This is a genomic window from Fictibacillus sp. 5RED26 (assembly GCF_015903895.1).
Classification (GTDB): domain Bacteria; phylum Bacillota; class Bacilli; order Bacillales; family Fictibacillaceae; genus Fictibacillus; species Fictibacillus phosphorivorans.
Genome location: NZ_JACZDU010000001.1, coordinates 1,401,763 through 1,424,415, shown reverse-complemented (window position 1 = coordinate 1,424,415; position 22,653 = coordinate 1,401,763). Strand labels below are relative to the sequence as shown.

Genomic DNA, 22,653 nt, shown 5'->3' with positions numbered 1-22,653 from the left:
GTCAATCATTTTGACTTGCTCATTTATTATAATGATACATTACTAAAATAACCTTTAAAAAAGAGAACTAAACAAAAAGACCCTCTCCATGTAAAAGAAAGGGTCTGCTTAATTTGTATTTAGTCTTGAGGAACGGCAGAAACTTGCCACTCTACACCATATTTATCTGTTACTTGGCCATACGATGGGCTCCAGAATGTTTCTTGTAAAGGCATTGTCACTTTACCCTCTTTAGAGAGTTTCTCAAAAACTTGTTTCGAAGAATCCACTGAATCGATTTGAATCGCGATGGTTACTTGATTTCCAATGTTATAAGGCATCCCTGGAAAATTATCAGAAAGCATCATAACAGTATCGCCTACTTTAAATTGAGCGTTCATTACGCGGTCCTTTGCTTCTTCTGGAAGTGGATGATTAGGATCTTCTGGCATCTCTCCGAATGTTTGAAGTGAGATAAGCTCTGCGTTAAAAGCGTCTACATAAAACTCTACTGCTTCTTTTCCGTTTCCATTTGTTACTACATAAGGATTCACTGCTACAATCATTTTTTAGCACCTCATCGTCTCATTTTTTCGACACAAGAACATTTGTTCGTTTTTATTGTATCAAACTTTATTTATCTTTGCTACAATTTTTATATTTCTACTAAAACTGATTTACACCTTCTTTTCCATATAAAAAAGAGAACCATTTAGGCTCTCTTTCCTCTTCTTTATTTTAAATCAATACTATAGATTCCAAATCCGTTTGCGTCTGTTTTGTTCGTGTATTGAATCTTGCCTGTCTCACTTGTATATTTTTGACCGTTCGGTGATGATAGGAACGTTACGTTAGCATTACCACTAATCGGAGCGATCGACCAGTTGTTGTCCGCAGTTGGCGTGATCTCTTTCATCTCTGTGATGTAATCCATTAAGATCTGACGATTCTCATCAGCAGAGTCAACTACATATTCGCTGCCTTTTACACCTGGAAAGTTTCCGCCGCCACCCGCTCTGTAATTGTTAGTTACTACAATAAAATCTTGGTTAGGATCGACTGCTTTTCCATCGTACGATAGATTCACGATACGATTGCTGTTGGCGTTAATCACTGCTCCGTTTTTATCATACTTAGGAGCTTTTGTTACATCGACTTGATAATTAACGCCGTCGATTACATCAAAGTTATAAACAGGGAAACCTGCATCTAAGAGTTCTTGTGCTTCTGTTTTGTTAGGATCGATCGTCTTAAATTTACCAGCGGACATTTCTAACCACTCTTTTACAACAGATCCTTTTACTTTAAGTGCTTTTAACGTGTTGTCATACAGGTAGAGGTCACCTGCACTGCGAATCGTTAGTGGTCCTTTTTGAATCTCAGTAAATTCACTAACGCCATTTCTTCCTGCTTTAAATGGTGCTCCAACGGAAAGAATAGGAAGATCTTTGTATTCTGGTTTGTTTAACGAGATGTATTTTTCTACGTACCATTTCTGAGCATTCGTTACGACTTGAACAGATGGGTCATCTTGAACAAGTGCAAAGAAGCTATGAATATCGTCTGTCGTTGAACCGATTGGTGTGTTTACGTACTTGATCGTTGCATCATGTACATTTTTTACAGTCTTCACCACTTTTTCGTCTGGTTTAACGGTAGCTGCACTTCTAACTGAAGACTGAGAAGAAACGACTTTCCATCTTCCACGATCTTGTTGAAGGGTTAAGTCGATCAGACCAAGTGATCCTCCGCCATAGCCTGCTTGTACAGCTGGCACACCGTTAATCGTACCTTTCGCATTATCAATCCCAGGAAGAATATTGCCCTTAGCATCTTTAAACAACGCATCTAATGATTTCTCATCAGCTGCTGGGAATATTTTATGTGTATGTGAGAATGTGATGGCACTGATCCCTTTTACTTTGCTGAGGGAATAGATAACATCTTCTGTGTTCGCTTCACTTCCGTTAAAGCCAGAGTGAGCTTGTGCGATGATAATATCTGCACCTTTTTTCTTCATCTGCGGGATAAACTTTTCTGCACTTTCAATGATATTCTTCGTAATTACTTTCCCATCAAGGTGTGATTTATCCCATTCGTTAATCTGCGGTGGCACGAAACCAATATAACCAATTTTCAAAAGCTTCGGTCTGCCGTATTCATCTCTAACGAATTTCTTTACAATTTTGTATGGTGAGTATTTGTTTACATCATTTTTAGGATTATTATCATGATCATCCACGTACACGTTAGCGTTTACAAAAGGAAAGTTAGCATCATCGTACGTTTCTGCTAAAAAGTCGAGGCCGTAATTGAACTCATGGTTACCGAGTGTTGCCATATCATAATCCATTAGATTCATAGCTGCGATTGCTGGATGAACTTCCCCGTCTTTTAATGGAGCGATCTTTGCTTTATATGTGCCGAGTGGTGTACCTTGAATGAGGTCTCCATTATCGACTAACACACTGTTCTGACTGTACTTTAAATCTTCTCGAGCTGTCTTAACAAGTGTAGCTGTCTTTGCTAAACCAACGTTTTCAGATGCTGCATTTTTGTAATAATCGAAGTTAAGTAGGTTTGTATGAATATCTGTTGTTTCCATGATTCTGAGGTTAACTTTACTTTTGTGTTTTGCTGGCATTTTAGCGATGGCTTGGCCAGCTAAAGGTGAACTTAATAGACTGATAGCTAAAGTAAGTGAAGCTACTTTCTTAACATTTTTATTCACAACAATAACCCCTTTATTTCATATGATTGAGACTAACTGGTCAGATCAAGGAGGATCATCTGTTACTTCGAATATATGCCTCCTTTAGCTACGTGCCTTTAGAAGCATCTTCCACTTCAATCAACTGTGGATGAGGCGAAAAACAAAAGCTATTTCAAAGCAACTTACATGAATTATCCGAAAATCCTAACATTTTGGTCCCAAGGAAGATTATAATCTTCCTTTTCTGATAATACTAGCTTGTTTTTTCAAGATTCTGTGCATTTCTACACAACGTGTATCTTTTCATCGTATAAATATAGTATAGTAATCTTGTATCATCCATTAACTTCCATTGAGTGAATTGAAAGGAATGAAGAAAATGGCAAAATCAAAAGCAAAGAAAATAAGAGAAAGAAGTGTTCGTGAAGGAAAACGAAATCCTATTCTGGAAAGAAGTGCTTTTGCACATCCCGAGATGTATAATTTGATGACATCGAAGAGAACAAAATCGAAAAAGGAAAAATTAGACCACATCAAACATAAGAAGCGGCTATCATCCACTGGTTTCAGTGAGGATCATAGCCGCTTCTTCGTTTATACCGCTTCCTTCTGGCTTTTTTGCACGTGAGAAACGATCACTTTTTTAGACTTGGTATTAAATAAAAGATTTAATGTAACAGCCATCAAACTCCCAGCTACGATTCCATTTTCTGTGAGAATCTGAATACTCTCAGGAAGACTTTTGAAAAGTTCAGGTTCAACCGTTACGCCTAATCCCATACCTACGGAACAAGCAATAATGAGAAGATTTTCTTGTTTGGCAAGGTTTACTTCACTGAGCATTTTAATACCTGAAGCAAACACCATCCCAAACATGGCAACCATCGCTCCGCCCATTACGGCTGTTGGAATTAATGTTGTAAGTGCAGCAACTTTTGGCATCAAACCAAGGAAGATTAACATACCTCCTGCAACATAGATAACCTGCTTTGCTTTAACGCCAGATAACTGAACAAGTCCGACGTTCTGTGAATATGTCGTATAAGGAAAGGCATTAAAGATTCCACCTAATATAATAGCAAGCCCTTCCCCTCGATATCCTTTTGTTAAGTCTTTCGGTGTTAAATCTCTATCACATATCTTACCTAAAGCCATAAACACCCCTGTAGACTCAATCAAACTTACGATTGCAACTAAAATCATTGTGATGATCGCACCAATTTCAAAGGTTGGAACTCCAAAATAAAAGGGTTTTGGCATATGAACCCATGAGGCGTCCATGACTGGTGTGAAATTCACTAAACCGAGAAATGATGAAGCAACAGTTCCGGCAATTAGACCTAATAGAATAGATACGGATCGAATGAAACCTTTAGAAAAACGATATAAAAGAAGGATGAATGCTAAAACGCCAAAAGAAAGAATTAAGTTTTGTGGTGAGCCAAAGTTTTCGCTTCCCGCTCCACCCGCCATGTCTTTGATCGCGACTGGGATTAAAGTTATTCCAATTATCGTAACTACGGTTCCGGTAACGATTGGAGGAAACAGCTTAAGAATTTTTCCGAACGCTCCAGCAAAAATAACAACGAACAATCCTGCCGCAATAATAGAACCATAAATGGCACTCATCCCATACTGTCCACCAATCGCGATCATTGGCCCTACAGCTGTAAACGTACAGCCTAAAACAACAGGAAGACCTACTCCAAAGAAACGATTCTGCCAAACTTGTATAAGAGTAGCTAATCCACATGTTAGTAGATCGATGGCAACTAAATAAGCTAGTTGTTCAGGAGATAATTTTAAAGCACTTCCTACGATTAGTGGTACGATAACCGCTCCTGCATACATTGCTAGAACGTGTTGTATACCTAGAGAAACCACTTTACCCTTCTTCATGAAGACATCACCTCAGATTGGATGAACGTTATCCCATTTGTGTTCATTTCTTTAACTCTTGCGATCGATTCAACACGATATCCTTTTTCCTCAAGTTTTTGACGACCGACTTGAAACGATTTTTCAATCACGATCCCAAAACCGGCTATTGTAGCATCTGCTTGGTTAACAAGGTCTGCCAGACCAAGAGCTGCTTCACCGTGTGCTAAAAAGTCATCGATGATCAGCACGTTGTCACCTGGTTGGATAAATTTCTTTGCAACGGAAATCTCGTTCTGCTCTTGTTTTGTGAAAGAATAAACACTTGAAGTTAATAGTCCTTCTGTTAAGGTTAACGATTTCTTTTTACGAGCAAAAACAACAGGAACGGAAAGTTTTAATCCTGCGAAAACGGCAGGTGCTATACCGGACGATTCGATCGTTACTATTTTTGTTATTCCTTCACTGATAAAACGATCCGCTAATTCATTACCAATTTGAACCATGAGTTCAGGATCGATCTGATGATTCAAAAACGAGTCTACTTTTAAAACGGACGAGGATAAAACAATACCTTCATCACAAATTTTCTTTTCTAAAAAATTCATTTTCCCACCTCATACTTTTTTATTAAATACAAAAAAACCGGAGAACTCCTTCTCTCTGATCGAGTGAAGCAATTCTCCGGTATAACAAAATCGGAACACATAAATAGCCCAATACATCTTGAAATACAAAATGCATGGAAAGTTTGCGTCACTCGTAGTCAAACCCTTAACGGGGGCTTGGTAGAAACTTGCAGGCCATATCCCTGCGATTATACGAGCTTTATGAAGTTAACTCACATTATACGATAAAGGTCTGAAAATGAAAACCTCTTTATGTGACTTTACTTAAATGAAGTGACTTATTTATAATCAGTACTTTGTCGGATGGTTTCATAAACTCTTTTTCCGATTAACGCATAGCCTTTTTCGTTAGGATGAAGTTTGTCAGAGAAATAATCACGTTTATTTTTGTCGATAAAAAGGTCATCAGTGCGTATATAAGCGGTATTTTTATTTTTCTTCGTAACTTCTATTGTGGATTGATTCCAATTTGATACGGCTTCGTTAACGACAGACATATCACTCCATTCAGCTTTAGGGTTATAGATACCTAATATATAAATGGTCTTCGGGTACTCTTGATTTTGTACATTTTGAATGATTTGGTTCAAATTTTCTTTGTAGATTTCCTCGTTGGCTGCTAGCTCTTCTTTGTTAAATTTGGTCAATAAATCCGTACTTTTCAAAAAATCATTCGTGCCTATATTTATAAAAATCACATCTGAGCTTTTAGCCGTTTTTGCTATCTCAGGATTATTCAGCCGCTTAAGTAAATCTGTGCTGGTATCATTTGGAACTCCAAAGTCATGTACAACGAGGTGTTTGTTTAAATCTTCTTCATACCGCTCTTCTACATCTCCTATATACCCATTATCCTTTGTATCACCTAATCCGTAAGCGAGTGAATCTCCAAGAGCTGTTACTTCCATTTCTTTTGAGTTAAAGGAGTATACGCCAAAAGCAACGCCTAACACGACAATCATACACGCTGCTATAATCAATGATATTTTCTTCATGTTTCAACCTCCGACTTCTAGTTGTTTATTCTAAGTATGTATCAGGGGGGATTTCTTTAGACCTTTGGCATTATTGGTATTCATACCTGTTTTGATCAACTTTTAAACAAAACAGGTACACACCTCTTGCAAAATGGACTAAAAAAAGACAACATAAATAGTTCATGTTGTCTAAGTAGATTATGTTAACTTTTGTGATATCAAATCTGCTACAAGAATATAGCGCTCAGGTGATGCACCAATAAAATTAAAAGGATAGCATGTTGAAACAGTTAATGTTGCTCTTGGTTTAGGAACAATTACAGTTCTGTCATCTTTGTCTACGATGCGCACATTCCGAATTTTATAGGTAAAGGTTCCCGCTGAGGTTTTCACAATCAGCGTATCCCCCTTTCCTACTTCACCAAGCTTTCGAAAAACCGTATCTCGGTGTCCAGATAGAACAGCATTGTCTTGTTCTCCTGGTAATACACTTTTCTCGAAATGACCTACACCTCTTTCTAATTCTTCTTCATCTGTTCCATGAAAAATAGGAAGTGTAGCATTTAATTTTGGTATGAGTAGGTTACCGATATTCTCACCTTTTTTCGGTCTTACCGAATAGAGTGTTTCCTCCTGATCAGAATGCTTTATGTGTATTTTGGATGGCTTTTCTGAACTCTTTCCAATCTGTGTCTGGCTCGTTTGAAAGAGCATGTATCCTTTAATAAATGTATAAGCGTTTGTAGTACTAAACCAAAAACCAAGCAATATTAAAACAAGTGAAAAAATAAGAAGTGTCGTTCGAATGCTACTTCTCGTTTTCATTAGATCCCTTTTACCCGAAATCTTCTAAATAAGAATATTCCTGCCGCTAAAATACCTAGACCCATTAAAGTATTCTCTAAATGGTTTGTTGCGGTTGTAGGAAGTTTTCCGCCCTTCACTGTTTTTACAGGTGGACTCGCTTTAGTCGGAGTTGCAGAGACAATCTTTTCAACTTTTTGAATATCTTTACCTGTTTCTTGAATCATTTCAGAGCCAAACATTTCAGCTGTGATACGAATATCAGCTAATAACTCACCATTTAGATTATAAATTTCCATGATAAGATTATTTCCATTTGTCGTTTCCATCGTCATCAATGTATCCATCGACACAGCTTGTTTTTGTCCATCTACAATTAGATAGTATTTTGTATCAAGTTGTAACAGCTGCTTCATCTCAGAAAAGATGGATAATAGTTCAGCAACTTGTTCAGAAGTAAGTTCGTCTGCAGTTTCAAAATCATCAAATGCCATCATTCTTTCAGCAAGTACCATCATTTGATCAAGAAATGCTGGATCTTCCCAATTAAGAGTTTCCATATGAGTTAAAAGCTTCTCTATTTCTTCCTCTGTTAAACCAATCTCTGTAAATAGATCCTCGATATCATCACCCATATAGTCATCGCCATTTATATAGAAATCAACGGCTCCTTCAAGATCTTCAATGTATTCGTAATTTTCTCTTGCATCATCATTTTCTTTTAATAAAGCGTCCAGTTCCGCGAGAGAAGCTAAGTTGTAATCTCTTAATAATTGTTGAAGATTTTCATCATTAATAAGAGTTCCTTCCCAGTCATCTCCATTGATATAATAATCAACAGACCATTCTAGGTGTTCGATATATTCATAGTTGTCACGTGAATCATCGTTCTCTTTTAATAAAGCATCCAGTTCTTCAATGGATTTTAAATCGTAATCACTTAATAACTTTTGAAGATTAATGTCATCTATAGGTGTGCCGATCATAAAATCAACTTCCTCAAACAATTCCTCTTCAAAGATAATATAAGTTCCGTCAAGAACGTCTTGTCCTTCTTCTATATTTCCATATTCAACAAGAAGTTCATTGAGTCTATCACGACTGATGGCAAACTCTTTTAACACTACTTGAACACCTTTTTCTGATAAGGGTGTACCAAGTTCATCGACAGAATCAAAATCTCTTAATGCCCACTCTTTACTGTCTAGATAAGCAACAAAATCCTTCGAGTTCCAACCAATCTCTTGTAAGAACGCTTTATACTCTTTGTCGTTTGCATTGATCGCGAACGCTGACAACGGCAAGATGCCGAGGCTAATCGTAATAGCCAATAAGAAAGTTACAACCTTTTTCATCCCTGACCCCCAGAAAACTAGTTTAGTATAATTTCTAGAAAATTATACTGCCAAAATCTGCTTTTGCATACAAGTTTTTTTAGAATTAGTTTTTGTAACCTTCAGGTGCTATGCATAATCTAAAAGACATAAAAACATAATGTTCGATATTTCTTCATTGTAAATACCGTCAACTTTGTTTACGATAAAAGTAACTTCTTTTTATTTAGTAAAAATTCTACGAGGTGAACAATGGGTAAACAAAAAAAGAATAAGGCTTATGTAAACAGCTCAAAGAACAAGAACAACTCTTCTCCTGTTTGGCTTTTTTGGACGATTGGTATTTTGACTCTAGGATTGATCATTTTTCTGTTCAGCGGTGCACTTGATAATAAGGATACGTCCACAGCTGATATATCCTATGAAAACCAGCCTTACTTAGGTGAGAAAGATGCGACAGTTAACATTGTTGAATTTGGAGATTACAAGTGTCCCGCATGTAAAAACTTTAATGAGTCATTCTTCCCGCTTATTGATAAAGAACTGATTCAAACAGGGAAAGTGAAATTTTATTTTTTAAACTATCCGTTTATTAATGTAGATTCTGAACGCTCAGCTATATTTGCGGAAACTGTTTATAAGGAATTAGGAAATGAAACGTTTTGGAAGTTTCATAAGACGCTATATGAAAAGCAACCTGACGATCAGAGTCTAGAACGACAGGACATTTTTACAGAGAAATTCTTAACAGAAACACTTGGTGAAGTGACTTCAGAAGAAGATGTTAAGAAAGTTACTGAAACATGGGAGAACAAGGAAAATGAAAAAGCGCTGAAAACAGATGAAGCACTAGTAAGTGAACTTGGTGTAACGAGTACGCCAACATTGTTTGTTAATGGTAAAAAATTTGAAGGTACCTCTTTAGAAGATTTAAAGGAAATGGTTGATGATGCTGCGAAGGAGAGTAAATAAAGGTGGGTAATAAACCTTTATTGATCGCTTGGATTGCTTCAATCGTTTCCATGGTAGGAAGTCTGTTTTTTAGTGAAGTCATGAAGTTTGTGCCATGTAATTTTTGCTGGTATCAACGGATTTTGATGTATCCGTTAGTCATTCTTCTAGGTGTTGCCTTTTATCAACAAGATCATAAAGTCACACGTTATGTCCTTCCTCTATCCATTATGGGCATCATCGTTTCAGGCTATCATTATGCTCTTCAAAAAATTCCTGCACTAAAAGCTTTTGAAGTGTGTACATCTGGTATTCCATGTTCAGGTCAGTATATTAACTGGCTAGGATTCATCACGATTCCACTATTAGCTTTTGTTGGATTTACAACTATAACAATTTGTATGTTATGGATGAGAAAGCAATCGAATTAATCGGTTGCTTTTTCTTTTTGCTCTGACAATAAAAAAGAGCCAGTCCTGTAATAGAAACTGACCCTTTATTTATATAGAATTATTGTAAATCAACGTTATGATACACTTGCTGCACGTCTTCTAAATCTTCTAAGGCATCAATTAATTTCTCAAATTGACTTTGTGATTCTTCAGTGAGTTCCACATCGTTTTGTGCAAGCATCGTAAGTTCTGCTACCGAAAACTCTGTAATCCCTGCATTTTTAAACGCTTCTTGCACAGCATGAAACTGGTCGGGTTCAGCATAAACAATTACTGATTCATCCTCTTCAATCACATCACGAACATCTAAATCTGCATCCATCAACAGTTCTAATACATCATCAGCTGACTTTCCTTCTAGACCAATTACAGCTGTTGCATCGAACATGTATGATACTGCACCAGAAACACCCATGTTTCCATTATTTTTATTAAAAGCAGAACGCACTTCAGCTACTGTTCGATTGACATTATTCGTCAAAGTATCCACAATTATCATCGATCCGTTCGGACCAAAACCTTCATAACGAAGCTCGTCATAGTTCTCGTCTGAACCGCCTTTCGCTTTTTCAATCGCACGGTCGATGATGTTTTTAGGAACGCTATATGTTTTTGCTCGTTCTAAAACGACTTTTAAAGACTGATTGGATTCTGGATCAGGCTCTCCTTGTTTTGCAGCCACATAGATTTCACGACCGAACTTTGCATAAATACGGCTCGTATTTGCGTCTTTTGATGCTTTTTTCTCTTTAATATTATTCCATTTACGTCCCATATTGTTCACTCTCTTTCAACTTTAAATCTATGTAGAACATTATACATCAACTTAACTAATTTTTAGTAGTATAAGAATCAAAACAAAAGCAACCCGATAAACAGGTCACTCTGAACTATAGTCCATATTTGTAGATTCTTTCCGGTCTGCCTACACCCCCATAAGTGATGTCCGCTTTTGCTTTTTGTTCTGACACGAGATATTCAAGATACCTTCTTGCCGTTGTTCGACTAACTCCGGTACGCTGTCCAAGGTCTTCTGCAGTAAAGCCTTTTTGATGGTGCATCAATATGGACAAGATCTTTTCAAGTGTAATAGGATCGATTCCTTTAGGGAGTAAGTATGGTTCAATCTCGACCTTCTCGCGTTTTAATAAAGAATCAATCATATTTTGATTGACTTCTTTATCTGCTGACAGCTGAGAGATAGATCGCTTATAATCGTTAAATTGTAATAAAGTATCTTTAAACCGCTGAAAGATGACGGGCTTAACTATATAATCAAAAATACCATCTTCAAGAGCAACCTTTAACGTTTTCACCTCTGTTGCCGCTGTTACCATGATGACTTCAATCCCTCGAAATTCACTCCTAATCCATCTTAGTAGATCTAGTCCATTCATATCTGGAAAATAGATATCTAAGACTACTAAGTCAGGTCTTAAAATTGAAATCTGTTCTTTTGCTTCTTCCTCGTTTAATGCTATGCCACATACCGAAAAACCTTCTACTTTTTCAACGAATTTTTTGTTGATCTCGGCAATGCGAATGTCGTCTTCAACGATAAAAACTTCCCATGAACTCATGATGTCTTTCCTCTATTCTTTTGGGATTATTACAGTGAAAAGCGTTGTTCCCGCTTTTGTTCTCTCAAAAAAGATATGACCGTCTAATACTTCCACAGCTTGGTTGATTAGATATAAACCATAGCCGCGATTCTGTCCTTTTGTAGAGAATCCCTTTTTATATAACATATTAGCGATATCTTCAGAAATTCCTTCCCCATTATCTTCAACTTCAATGATCAGCTGTTCTCCAAAATCAGAAAGATTGATTGTTACTATTGGGTCATATGTTCCCGACTCTAATACAGCTTCCATGCTATTGTCTATTAGATTACCAATGATCGTAACTAGTAATTGTCTGTCGATTGAGTCCGGAATATCTTTTAGGTGACTTGAAGGATCAATCGAAAATTCTACTCTTAGCTCATTCGAACGATTGAACTTGCCGATTAATAGACCGCCTATATAAGGATCAGATATATGCTTCATAATAAATTGTGTGAAATGATGATGAACATTTGATTCTTTCGTAATAATATCTTGTGCCTCCTGATAAGAACCTAGCTGAATAAGTCCAGATATTAAATACAGTTTATTTGAAAATTCGTGTGTTTGAGCTCTTAAGCCTTCACTATAGCTTTTCACTTGCGCGAGTTCTTCATTTAAACGGAAAAGCTCGTCTCTGTTCCTAAAAGTTGCGACAGCCCCTATGACTTGATCATGATGATCGAATATTGGGATTCTATTTGCGATAACTTTCGTGTTCCCGAGTTTCATCTGTTCGTCAAATTCATTTCTTCCTGAAGCAATAACATCAAGTAATCTTGTATTCGGAATAGCTTTCAACACATTTTCACCCAATAAACTCTCACTTTCTGTTTGAAGCATCTGTAGCGCTGTATGATTGGCAAGGGTTATTTCACCTTCTCGATTAACAGCAATGACCCCTTCTCTAATGGCTTCTAAAATCGCGCTTTTTTCTTTGTATAACATCCCGATTTCTTTAGGTTCCAAGCCATGTGTCGCTCTCTTCACACCCTTAGCAATCAATACGGATCCGATTATCCCTAACAACAGTGTCAATATGCCTACAATAAGAATCTTTAATTTATAGGGCCAAATCTCTTCTTTTATCTGATCGGTTAAAAAACCTACCGATACTATGCCAATGATTTCGCCAGCATTATTTCTAATAGGGGATTTTCCTCGTACAGCTGGACCTAGTGAACCTGTTGCTTCCGTTATACTCGGTTCACCTGATAACGCTTTTTGGTTGTCACCACCAACCATTTTCTTTCCGATTCGTTCTTTAATGGGGTGGGAATAACGAACACCTTCTTTGTTTCCAACTACGATGTAATGAGCTCCTGTTTTCTTTCTGATCTTCTCTGCATAAGGCTGGATTGTTTCAGAGGGATCATCACTTTCGAACTCTTCAATAACAAGTGGATTATTACTTACGGCATAAGAAACGCTTAGTGCCCTTTCCCCAATTTGACTTTTCATCGTATCTTCAAACATATTCTGAAAGATAAGTGCTAAAATCGTGACCACAATAAAAATTAGGGAACAGCTGATGAGAATTAATTTTGTTTGCAGTTTCATAGTTTCCCTCCGTAAAAATAGAAAAGACTTTCTTAGAATAGAAAGTCTTCTCTACGTATCAAGTCTTATCCTTCAACGTTCACAACAACATTTTTTCCTTTTAATCGCAGAAAGAATGGAACGAGAATCCATAATACCGCGCAAACCAAGAAAAATGCAGAAATGGGTTGTTGAACAAATACCATAAAATCACCGTTTGATGTTGTTAATGCACGTCTCATATTGTTTTCAATCATTGGTCCTAGTACTAAGCCGAGTACAAGAGGAGCAATCGGATAGTCATTCTGTGCTAAGAGATATCCAGCAAGTCCAAAGCCGATCAATAAAAACAGATCGAACGTCGTTACTTGTACGGCGTAAACACCAAAGACAGAAATAGCAATAATAATAGGCAGCAAGTATTTCGCAGGTGTTTCAATAATTTTCGCAAAAACCTTAACAAGCGGCATATTAAGGATGAGAAGCATCAAGTTTCCGATAAACATCGAAGCGATTAACCCCCATGCTACGTCCGGATGATCACTAAATAATAAAGGACCTGGCTGTACGTTATACATGATAAGAGCTCCCATAAGAATCGCTGTCGTTCCTGAACCAGGAATTCCGAGTGTTAATAATGGAATCATCGCTCCTCCAGAAGCTGCGTTATTGGCTGACTCAGGAGCCGCAACTCCAGCTATCGCACCTTTTCCAAACTTCTCAGGATTTTTACTTATCTTCTTCTCAGCGATATATGAAAAGAAAGAAGCAAGTGTTGCACCTGCACCTGGTAAGACACCAATAAAGAACCCTAAGAATGAGCCACGTGCTATCGGCCCGGCACTTTCTTTTAGATCTGCTCTAGCAGGGATAACTCTCCCAACTTTCGCCACCTTTTCAGCCTCTTCTTCCTTATGCAGAACAGTCTTAAACACCTCACCCAATGCAAACAAACCAACAGCAACCGTTAAAAATTCAAGTCCTCCAAACAGAACAGGAATGTCATAAGTGAATCGAGCAACACCTGAGACCGCATCGATTCCGATTGTGGCGAGCAAAAGGCCGGTTACGGTCATCATCCATGCCTTCGTGATCGAACCTCCCGCCAAACCGCTAACTGCTGCTAGACCTAACAGCATTAGAGAAAAATATTCAGCTGGTCCGAATTTCAATGCCATCTCTGAAAGTGGTTCAGCTAATAACACCAACCCAATGATGGAAACGATTCCGGCAAAAAATGACCCGATCGCTGCGATTGATAGTGCGGCTCCAGCTCTTCCTTGTCTGGCCATTTGATAACCATCAAGTGTTGTAACGACAGATGAAGATTCGCCAGGTGTGTTTAATAGAATGGATGTAGTAGATCCACCGTACATGGCTCCATAATACACACCCGCTAAAAGGATAATTGAGCTTGTAGCTGCTGCAGAAGGATCCATTCCGCTCGTGAAAGTAGCGGTTACAGGAATTAATAGTGCAACACCACTCATGGGTCCAATACCAGGTAAAACGCCTACTGCGGTTCCAATTAAAACGCCGATAAAAGCAAAGAATATATTTTGCGGCTGAATGGCCGTCTGAAATCCTTGCATTAAAAAATCCATAACACCCATCATTAATCCTCCTAACTAAACCAAATTGGCATTCCAGGCAACGAGCCTTTCAAAACAACAACAAATAAATAATAAACAAAGAATGAGAATGCCAAAGCAATGACTCCATTTTTTATCCAACTTCCTCTTTCCATCGCTTGAAAGGAAACAAACAAAAATAAGAAAGTACTTAAGATATAACCAAGTATTTCGATGAAACCTGCGTACAGAAGACTTGCGGTCAAGATAATGATAAATCTTTTTATCTGTAAGTTTTCTTTGTCCTTCTTTTCTTTCTGTATGTTTTTAAATGATTCAAGAAAGAGTTTAACGCTTAGTAAGATAAGAATAAGTCCTAAGAGAAAGGGAAAAACGTTAGGTCCGACTTCACTTCCATAAGCACTTTTCGAAATATTGCGGCTTTCGATTAAAAAAGCTGCTCCAAGTAAAGCAAATAAGATGCTTGCATAACGATCAAATTTTCCTGTTTGCAAAGTACTTCCCTCCTTGTTTGAAAAAAGGAGAAGCACAAATACTTCTCCATGTCATAACTATTTATTCATTCCTAGTGATTTCAAAAGGTCTTCAACTTGTTTTTCTTGCTCTTTTAAGAAGGTTTCAAATTCTTTGCCATCCTTAAATTCTGATTCCCAACCGTTTCGTTCTAGCTCGTCCTGCCACTCTTTACTTTCATTTAATTTCTTTAATGTTTTATCCCAATATGCCACTGCACTATCAGACATCTCTTTCGGTCCGAAGACACCTCTCCAAATCGTGAAGTCTGCATCGATTCCAGCTTCCTTAAATGTCGGAACATCGGCCAAATCACCTTTTAAACGTTCCGTTGAAGAAATACCAAGCACTTTTACTTTTCCGGCTTTTAAATATTCACCTACCGCAGAAGCATCAGTTGCAATATAATCTGCATTGCCTCCCAATAGGGCTGCAATTGCTTCACCACCGCCATCGTAGGAAACATACTTGACTGTTTTTGGATCAATGTCAGATTTGTAAGCAGGTAGAACAGCTACGAGATGGTCCATGGATCCTGGTGCAGATCCACCAGCGGCTGTGACAGATTTTGGATCTTTTTTAACAGCGTCCATCAATTCTTTTAGATTGTTGTATTTTGAATCTTCTTTTACAACGATTGCTCCAAAGTCTTTTGTTAATTGGGCAAGTGGTGTCGTATCCTTAAAGCCGTAAGGACTATTACCTTCTTTTTTCAAGTTGTTGATCAAGATTGGCGGAGAGTTCACATAAAGCTTGTAATCATCTTTTTTATGTTGTGTCGCAAATTCTGCAAGATAGACAGCTCCACCTCCACCAGGTTTGTTTTCAACAGTCATCGTTTGATCAACGGTTTTCGTTTCACCTAGAATTTTGGTCAGTGAGCGCGCTGTTAGATCCCAACCACCTCCAGCACCCGACGGAGCAACCACTGTTATTGGTTTTTTCGGATAATCGGATTCTCCAGCATTTGACCCAGACGTACTACAAGCTGTAAGTGAAGATAAGATAACGCCTGCTACAAGCCATTTTTTCAATTTCTTCGTTTTCATCATGTTCACATCCCCTTCTTAATGTTAGCGCTTTCATTTACTTTTCATAATCCTAACATTCAGATTTTCAAATGGAAGTTTAACCGCATAAAATGCATTTTGTTCATATTGTTCACGCAAAAAAAAGACCACTAAAAGTATCTTAGTGATCCGTTCATCTATAAGGTATTAACGTCTAGAAGAATTAATATTTCTTCCGTAAAAAATCTCGTCCATTTCTGCATTTATCAACCCTGTGATGTGTTCTTGAGTTTCACTATCAATTTCATCCTTGGTATAACCGAAAAGATAGTTATTGAGTTCAAAATGCTTTAATTTGCACTTCGTATGAAAAATATTCTCCTGATAAATATTTGTATCGATCATTGTATACGTCTTTTTAATATCTGAAGAAAGATAGTTTTGTATTGAATTGATGTCATGATCAATAAACAGCTTGTGACCTTTTATATCTCGTGTAAATCCTCTAACTCGATAATCCATCGTAACAATATCCATATCAAATGAGTTAATCAAATGGTTAAGTGCTTTAAGCGGCGAGATTTCTCCACAAGTAGAAACATCTATGTCCGCTCTAAACGTACTGATTCCTTCTTCTGGATGAAACTCTGGATATGTATGAACCGTTAAGTGACTCTTATCAAGCTGCATCACAACAGACTCTGGCATGGCTGTGGAATTCTCATCAAATGTATCAGTTGGTACTTCAACAATGGGTCCTTCTGAGACAAGTACAGTGACACTGGCTCCTTGGGGTACATAATCTTGTTTCGCTATATTAAGCACATGAGCTCCAATCGTATCGGAGACAGTTTGCAAAATATTCGTAAGCCTTTCCGCGTTGTATTGCTCATCAATATACTCAAGGTAAGCTTCTCGCTCTTCTCTCGTTTTCGTATAACAAACATCATACAGATTAAAGCTAAGTGATTTAGTAAGATTATTGAATCCGTGTAATGTTATTCGTTGATCTGGTGAGATAGACATATGTTAGATTCCCCTTATATTTTTAGACATTCAATATTCATTACAGCAATGATGGAAATATATCTATAATACCCATTTAAATGATTTGAAAAACAGTATGAGGTTGAAAAAGCGTCAACAGTGCTGTGTGAGGGTTTGTTTCTGGCCGTAAATTAAGCATGTAAGTGGTGAATCCAAAAGTTTTGACTCTCAATCCACGAGTTCAGGGTGTAAATCCAAAAGTTTCTTACATCAATCCACGAGTTTTTGCTGTTTATCCGCGAGTTTACAATCCTCGACGTTTATCGACACACACCTCTTTGCGATTCAGCTAAAATCCAACATGAAACATAAAAAAAACCTCAAAAGCTAAGGTAGCTTTTGAGGTTTTTTACATTTAGGCTTTCTCAACTTCAGCCACTGGAACAACTTTTTGTCGAATAAGTGGTAGCATCGTTAATATACCGATAGCAAAAAGAAGTGCTGCTCCTTCAAACATCAATACAAGTGAAAATGTTTCTTTTAGCCAACCGGTAATGGACATCGTAAGAACCATAGCACCCATAAATAGTGGATTTAATATTCCGTTCACACGACCTATAAATTTAGCCTCTGTATTCTGGAGAATTAGTGTATTAATACCAATGTGAACACATGGCATGAAAAGACCACTTATGAACTCGGCGGATAAGGTTAACCAAAAATGTTCGGAGAATCCCATAATCATAAATCCGATCGCACTTGCTCCCATTCCTAAAGCCAATAATAATTGTGGCTTTACTTTGCTCGCGATTCCGATGGTTAAACCTCCACCTAAGATCATTCCAGTACCGAATGCAGCCATGAGCCATTGAAGTTCCTCTTTTGGAAGACCAAGTTGTTCTGTAACTAAGAAAACGGTTAACGGCTGTGTCAAACCTAAAGCTAATCCGGCTACGGCGAAACACGCACCTAGTAAGGTTAAAGAGCGTCTGTTAAGGACATAGCTGAACCCCTCTTTCATCTCTAACCAGATCGATGGTTTTTCTTCCGTTTTTTCAACTTCTTCATCAGGAGGAAGTAATAGAAGAATAACGGCAGACAATACGAACGCGATTCCCATAATTGCTATCGCAGCTGTAATACCAAATTGCTGGTATACGTAAGTCCCAAGAATAGGTCCTAGAATCATAAATACAGCAAAAAGTGTTTGATACATCGACATCCCTAATTGGACCATTTCCTCAGGTACATGAATCTTAAATAACTTCATACCCGATGGCTGAGAAAATTGAGACAAGATCGATGAAACGAGCGTTGCAAAAAATATGACTTTCCAGCTTCCAAAAAGCAACGTTAATAATACGACAAAGATAGATACAGCGCTTAATAGATCACACCAAATCATCGTCTTTTTTGGTTTCCATCTATCAGCGAACGTTCCACCAATAAATGAAAACAAAAATATCGGAGCGAATTCTGCTACAGATATTAAAGATACAGCGATTGGATTTTCGTTCGTTTTCTCTATCACATACAATAAGATGGAATAGTTACGAACCCATATCCCAATCTGTAAGAAGAGTACTGAAAAAAGTATGGTACGAATGACTTTGTTTTGAAAAAGCATACCCATCGTAATCTTGGGTTTGTTTTGATCTTGTTCCACTTCATTAATCCCCCTTATTTGAAGAGATTTTATTTCCACTCTCCAAACCAATGTTTCCATTTATTTAAAATTATATCCTTTAATGGTGGAGAATCAATTCCTTTTTGTTTCTTGAACTCATTAAAACTAGCAAAAGCTATGAGCAGGATACCTGTTAGCAATAAGTATACCCACCAGGGCATGTTCCCCCAATATGGGCGAGTTTGGACCAAAACATTCAGAAGTAGTACGATCAATCCAGTAAAGAAATAACTTTTTTGCTTTGAGATAAATCCATAGATGATACTCCCAAATGATAATGTACCAAGTATGATCGCATCCATAACTTGATAGCTCTCTATCGCATCGATCATCAATGTTATCCCTATTACACCAAGCAAAACATATTGAATAAGGTTAGCTATTTGTTCCGATATGTCCCACATTTTCCTTGTAATTACATAACTTAATAAGATCCACGGCAATACAATAAGTTCAGTTTGAATAATCACTGGGACCTCAAATTGATCAAGAAATGAATAATATGAGAACAGGACAAGCAAACTGGAACCTGATTGAAGTATTCTCTTTCCGATCAGAACATCCAATAATCGATTTCCTTGAACATAGAAAAGGATAGCAAGTATGACCAGACCAAACGTTGTTACGAAATTTTCCGATCGCACCAATCCAATAAGTACAGAAATCATTCCAAAAACTGCAAAGAAGTCAATTTGAACATAATCAGATTGGCTGTATAGCTTTTTATAGAAATACATACCTGCCAGTGAAATGAGTATACCTGAGGTGAACCAAGCAATTGAGTACATTTCATTGGCTATTCGATTTATTAACAACCATTCCTCTAAATCTATCATGAAGTAGATCAACAAGATTACTGATGCGTATTTCCAGTATTTTTCTAACGATTGATAGAACACTATAAACCCGACTAATACAGCTGCATGGATAATAAGAAACGCCTCATCAGACCCTCTAATCGTTATATACTCTCCTAAGAAAATGACAGAAAAAGGTACAATGAAAGCTCTTAATCGCTTTCTCCATTCATTGTTAACAACAAAGTAGAAACCAGCTAGAAGTATGCTGTAAACAACAGGACCTTCATGAGTGAGCCATGATCTAATAAAGTATTGGAAACCAATAGCTAAAAATATCAAGCAAGCGTAAAGATTATATCTAATCTCATATTCCTTACGAGAACGAAACAGGTAAACTCCATACACTGTTGCAAGTAGTATGAACGGAGCTGCTGCAGTTGTTACGAGTAAAGCATAAAAACCTATGAGTAAAGTAATGAAGTGAGAAACAGCCTTCGTTGGATATTCACTGCTTGAGTCGATCTTCTGGAATACCTCGCTACTCATTAATAACAAATAGGAAATGATGATGAACGTATAAAGTGATTCCTCAGTACCTAATGAAACTCCAAGTAGTTCTGCAACATAACTTAGTGCAAAGAATAAGGCAATCTGAATACCAGAGAACCCGAGCGCCCAATTAAAATGTTTAGTGAAAAACCATAACACTACCATTAGAAATATGGACGATGAAATCTTTATCCACGTAAAATCACTTTCGACTAAGATGACTATAAAATTCACAGTCGTCATTATGGTTGTAATGGAAACAAATGAAGTTGCAAGCTGCTTCTGCTTTCTTTGCCACAGATAGACAATTAAAGTGACGACACTTCCAAGAAGTAAAGAGTATGATAATGTCGGTGATGGCAAGTACTTCATCCCAAGCAGGCAGAATGTAAAAAAAGTGAAAATGGGTACCAGCCAGGTGGCTACTATTTTTTCTTTTCCATTCTCGATTAAAAAATGACGAACAGTTAGTATCGTTAGAATGACGGAAATCATACTTCCTTGCCCATAGTGAGCGAGTTCCAATGATAATAGAAAGCTAATAAGTAATCCTCCACCACCGACAAAGAGGCTTGCTCTGTTCAGTGGTTTGAGATACTGTCCGATCGAATAAGATAATGCGCTTGAGATGCCGATTGCAAGCGTCCAATAATCTTCAAAGCGATCGCCCATCATATGATAAACTTCCATAAACGCACAGAATAGGTAGAACGGTGCCAAATATTTAAAGAATAAAAACGTAGAGTTATAGCTTAAGAAAATAAAGTTACCAGCTAGAACAAGATACCCGAATAACAACCACATACTGCCTTCTCCTACAGACAATAACACGCCTTCAACGGTTATATATAGAAAAGCAAGTATAGAGATTGCACCATTTGCAAGCTGATAATATTTTTTTAATCCAGCATCTGAAAAATTAGCTACTATTACGAATATAATCGGTATCAGTACGATCAAAAACAAACGATAATCTACTAACAGAGAGTTTTGAATCAATTGATAAAGTCCATACGTGATAAACCCGATAAAGAAAAGCTCATACTCTTTTCTTTGATTGACCATCCTCATCGACAAGTATAATGCAGCTGTTAAGATAATATTGAAACTTTGATAAAGTTGATTCTCAAATAAGATTAAAATGAACAGCGTCGAAAGAATCAAATTCGCTTGTATAAATAAAGGCAAGATTTGAAGGAATATCGATTGTTTTGCTTTTTTGAAATGATATAAAAGTATAAATCCTACATTTCCTAATGCATAAACAAAATAAAATGCTTCTTTGGTTAAGCCAAACGATAGGATTAAATACGCATATCCAATGGCGATCGCAACATAAGTAAGCCAGCTGAATAGCTTGGATTTAAAATATTGTCCGAAATAATAATAGATTGGAGTACAGACGACAGCCGCCATAACGCCTAAAATATATCTTCCCTCGCCATTAAAACTGAGCCAACTCCCAAACAATTCAAAGTAACCCGCTGAGAGTACGGTAATCGGAATAAACAGAGCAAATAAAACAAAGAACGTAAACGCTGTTTTTCTAATTTGAAGTATTTTTTCCGAAAGTACACCTAGGCCACCAAATAATAAGGCAATCCCTCCAACTAACATTGTTTTCGTAATCGAGCTAAAAACATCCCAGTTGCTTGTTGCTAGAGTAAGTCCTCCTAATAAAAGCAGAATCACGCCTGCTGCCATTATGCTTGTAATATTTCTCTCTCTTCTCTGTTCAGGTGTGATTTCCACTTTTGGCTGTGTAGGTGGAGGCGTTATTGTTTTTATTGGTTTTGGATTTTGTTTAGGTTCATCATTCGTAACTTCTGCTGTATGTAAAGTCGATTCATTGATTTCTTTATTTCTAACATCTTCTCTATATCTGTAATAGCCATCAAGCACGTTTAAATAATCCTTCTTTTTAACATATCCTCCCTCTTTTAACTCGTTAAGATCTTTAATGAATCTGGACTGGTCCATCATACGGCCCCCTAATCTTCTCCTTTGTTGAATGTATGTAACAAAAAGAAAAGAGATAACATGTAGTTACCTCTTTCTTATCTTCAGTATCATCGTCATAATTTTACATTAATTACCTTTACCTGTCACTAACAACTATTAGTAAAAAAGTTCCCCTCACACCCTTTTCTTTCTCATCATATTCTGTATTACATCACGAAAGGGCTAAATACCCATTTCAACGGGGAGGAATACAAATGGGCGTTGAACTAACAGCGCTGCATTGGATTTATGTTGTGTTTATCGGTTTAATCATTGGTTTTATGGTTAAGAGACGCGATACTACATTAATAAGTATTCTCGGTATCTTCTTAATCTCTATTACTGCGACTAGTTCATTAACGGGTTCTGTTAGCAGTATTTTTAATAGTTTTATTTATGCGATCACCGAGCTTCTTCCTACTATACTTGTAATCTCAATTATCGTTGCCATGAGCAGAGTTCTGACCTCTACAGGCATCAATGATGTGATGATTTCTCCATTCTCGAAACTCATTAGAACACCCGGACTCGCTTATTGGACGATAGGTATTCTCATGATGATTATTTCTTGGAGTAAGTGCCGATACAGATACTAGCGTGTTTTTACTGGCTTCAACTGATTGATTAACGTTGATATTATAGGGTTTTCACTTT

18 protein-coding genes, 1 pseudogene and 1 riboswitch are annotated in these 22,653 nt (G+C 37.2%); of the genes and pseudogenes, 3 read left to right on the top strand and 16 right to left on the bottom strand.

What is annotated here, in order from left to right:
• Positions 1-119 precede the first annotated feature (119 nt).
• The 7 genes from IHV10_RS07410 to IHV10_RS07380 all read right to left on the bottom strand — a co-directional run bounded on the left by IHV10_RS07410 (position 120) and on the right by IHV10_RS07380 (position 8,335).
• Entirely contained in the window at positions 120-545 is a 426-nt protein-coding gene (locus IHV10_RS07410) for a VOC family protein (protein WP_197127968.1), read from the bottom strand.
• Between the two features lie 167 nt (positions 546-712).
• The gene (locus tag IHV10_RS07405) at positions 713-2,710 is read right to left on the bottom strand and encodes a bifunctional 2',3'-cyclic-nucleotide 2'-phosphodiesterase/3'-nucleotidase (protein ID WP_370629647.1); all 1,998 of its coding nucleotides are present in this window, start codon (positions 2,708-2,710) and stop codon (positions 713-715) included.
• Positions 2,711-3,286: 576 nt separating this feature from the next.
• Entirely contained in the window at positions 3,287-4,591 is a 1,305-nt protein-coding gene (locus IHV10_RS07400) for a nucleobase:cation symporter-2 family protein (protein ID WP_197127967.1), read from the bottom strand.
• Positions 4,588-5,178 (bottom strand): xanthine phosphoribosyltransferase, encoded by a 591-nt coding sequence (locus IHV10_RS07395; RefSeq protein ID WP_197127966.1) that lies wholly within the window; start codon positions 5,176-5,178, stop codon positions 4,588-4,590. The genes IHV10_RS07400 and IHV10_RS07395 overlap by 4 nt, the downstream gene beginning before the upstream one ends.
• A gap of 135 nt (positions 5,179-5,313) precedes the next feature.
• Positions 5,314-5,415, bottom strand: a riboswitch (purine riboswitch).
• Between the two features lie 62 nt (positions 5,416-5,477).
• Complete coding sequence (locus tag IHV10_RS07390; protein ID WP_197127965.1) at positions 5,478-6,194, bottom strand: GDSL-type esterase/lipase family protein; 717 nt, start codon at positions 6,192-6,194, stop codon at positions 5,478-5,480.
• A gap of 180 nt (positions 6,195-6,374) precedes the next feature.
• Positions 6,375-7,001 carry a class D sortase gene (locus IHV10_RS07385; protein WP_197127964.1) on the bottom strand — a complete coding sequence of 209 codons (627 nt, stop codon included), beginning with the start codon at positions 6,999-7,001 and terminating at the stop codon, positions 6,375-6,377.
• Positions 7,001-8,335: a processed acidic surface protein gene (locus tag IHV10_RS07380; RefSeq protein ID WP_197127963.1), complete on the bottom strand. Its 1,335-nt coding sequence runs from the start codon at positions 8,333-8,335 to the stop codon at positions 7,001-7,003. Before IHV10_RS07380 ends, IHV10_RS07385 begins: the two co-directional genes overlap by 1 nt.
• 231 nt (positions 8,336-8,566) lie before the next feature.
• Between IHV10_RS07380 and IHV10_RS07375 the strand changes: the two genes are divergently transcribed.
• Together IHV10_RS07375 and IHV10_RS07370 are read left to right on the top strand one after the other, a co-directional pair.
• Positions 8,567-9,286: a DsbA family protein gene (locus IHV10_RS07375; RefSeq protein WP_197127962.1), complete on the top strand. Its 720-nt coding sequence runs from the start codon at positions 8,567-8,569 to the stop codon at positions 9,284-9,286.
• 2 nt (positions 9,287-9,288) lie between these two features.
• Positions 9,289-9,696, top strand: a complete 408-nt coding sequence (locus tag IHV10_RS07370; protein WP_197127961.1) for a disulfide oxidoreductase — start codon at positions 9,289-9,291, stop codon at positions 9,694-9,696.
• Positions 9,697-9,775: 79 nt separating this feature from the next.
• Here the strand turns inward: IHV10_RS07370 and IHV10_RS07365 are convergent, their stop codons facing one another.
• From IHV10_RS07365 to IHV10_RS07325, 9 genes are all read right to left on the bottom strand, one after another.
• A complete protein-coding gene (locus tag IHV10_RS07365) occupies positions 9,776-10,492 on the bottom strand; it encodes a YebC/PmpR family DNA-binding transcriptional regulator (protein WP_197127960.1) in 717 nt (238 codons plus the stop codon).
• Positions 10,493-10,607: 115 nt separating this feature from the next.
• Positions 10,608-11,297, bottom strand: a complete 690-nt coding sequence (locus IHV10_RS07360; protein ID WP_197127959.1) for a response regulator — start codon at positions 11,295-11,297, stop codon at positions 10,608-10,610.
• 12 nt (positions 11,298-11,309) lie between these two features.
• The gene (locus IHV10_RS07355; protein ID WP_197127958.1) at positions 11,310-12,881 is read right to left on the bottom strand and encodes an ATP-binding protein; all 1,572 of its coding nucleotides are present in this window, start codon (positions 12,879-12,881) and stop codon (positions 11,310-11,312) included.
• Between the two features lie 65 nt (positions 12,882-12,946).
• A complete protein-coding gene (locus tag IHV10_RS07350; RefSeq protein ID WP_197128240.1) occupies positions 12,947-14,473 on the bottom strand; it encodes a tripartite tricarboxylate transporter permease in 1,527 nt (508 codons plus the stop codon).
• Positions 14,474-14,484: 11 nt separating this feature from the next.
• Positions 14,485-14,946, bottom strand: a complete 462-nt coding sequence (locus tag IHV10_RS07345) for a tripartite tricarboxylate transporter TctB family protein (protein WP_197127957.1) — start codon at positions 14,944-14,946, stop codon at positions 14,485-14,487.
• A 57-nt stretch (positions 14,947-15,003) separates the two neighbouring features.
• Positions 15,004-16,017 carry a Bug family tripartite tricarboxylate transporter substrate binding protein gene (locus IHV10_RS07340; protein ID WP_370629646.1) on the bottom strand — a complete coding sequence of 338 codons (1,014 nt, stop codon included), beginning with the start codon at positions 16,015-16,017 and terminating at the stop codon, positions 15,004-15,006.
• A gap of 165 nt (positions 16,018-16,182) precedes the next feature.
• A complete protein-coding gene (gene speD / locus IHV10_RS07335) occupies positions 16,183-17,001 on the bottom strand; it encodes an adenosylmethionine decarboxylase (protein WP_197127956.1) in 819 nt (272 codons plus the stop codon).
• A gap of 376 nt (positions 17,002-17,377) precedes the next feature.
• Positions 17,378-18,595, bottom strand: coding sequence for an MFS transporter (locus IHV10_RS07330; protein WP_197128238.1), 1,218 nt, complete (start codon positions 18,593-18,595; stop codon positions 17,378-17,380).
• A 62-nt stretch (positions 18,596-18,657) separates the two neighbouring features.
• Complete coding sequence (locus tag IHV10_RS07325; protein WP_197127955.1) at positions 18,658-21,978, bottom strand: hypothetical protein; 3,321 nt, start codon at positions 21,976-21,978, stop codon at positions 18,658-18,660.
• A 236-nt stretch (positions 21,979-22,214) separates the two neighbouring features.
• Between IHV10_RS07325 and IHV10_RS07320 the strand changes: the two are divergent.
• Positions 22,215-22,571, top strand: a pseudogene (locus IHV10_RS07320) (hypothetical protein); the annotation flags it as partial.
• Positions 22,572-22,653 lie beyond the last annotated feature (82 nt).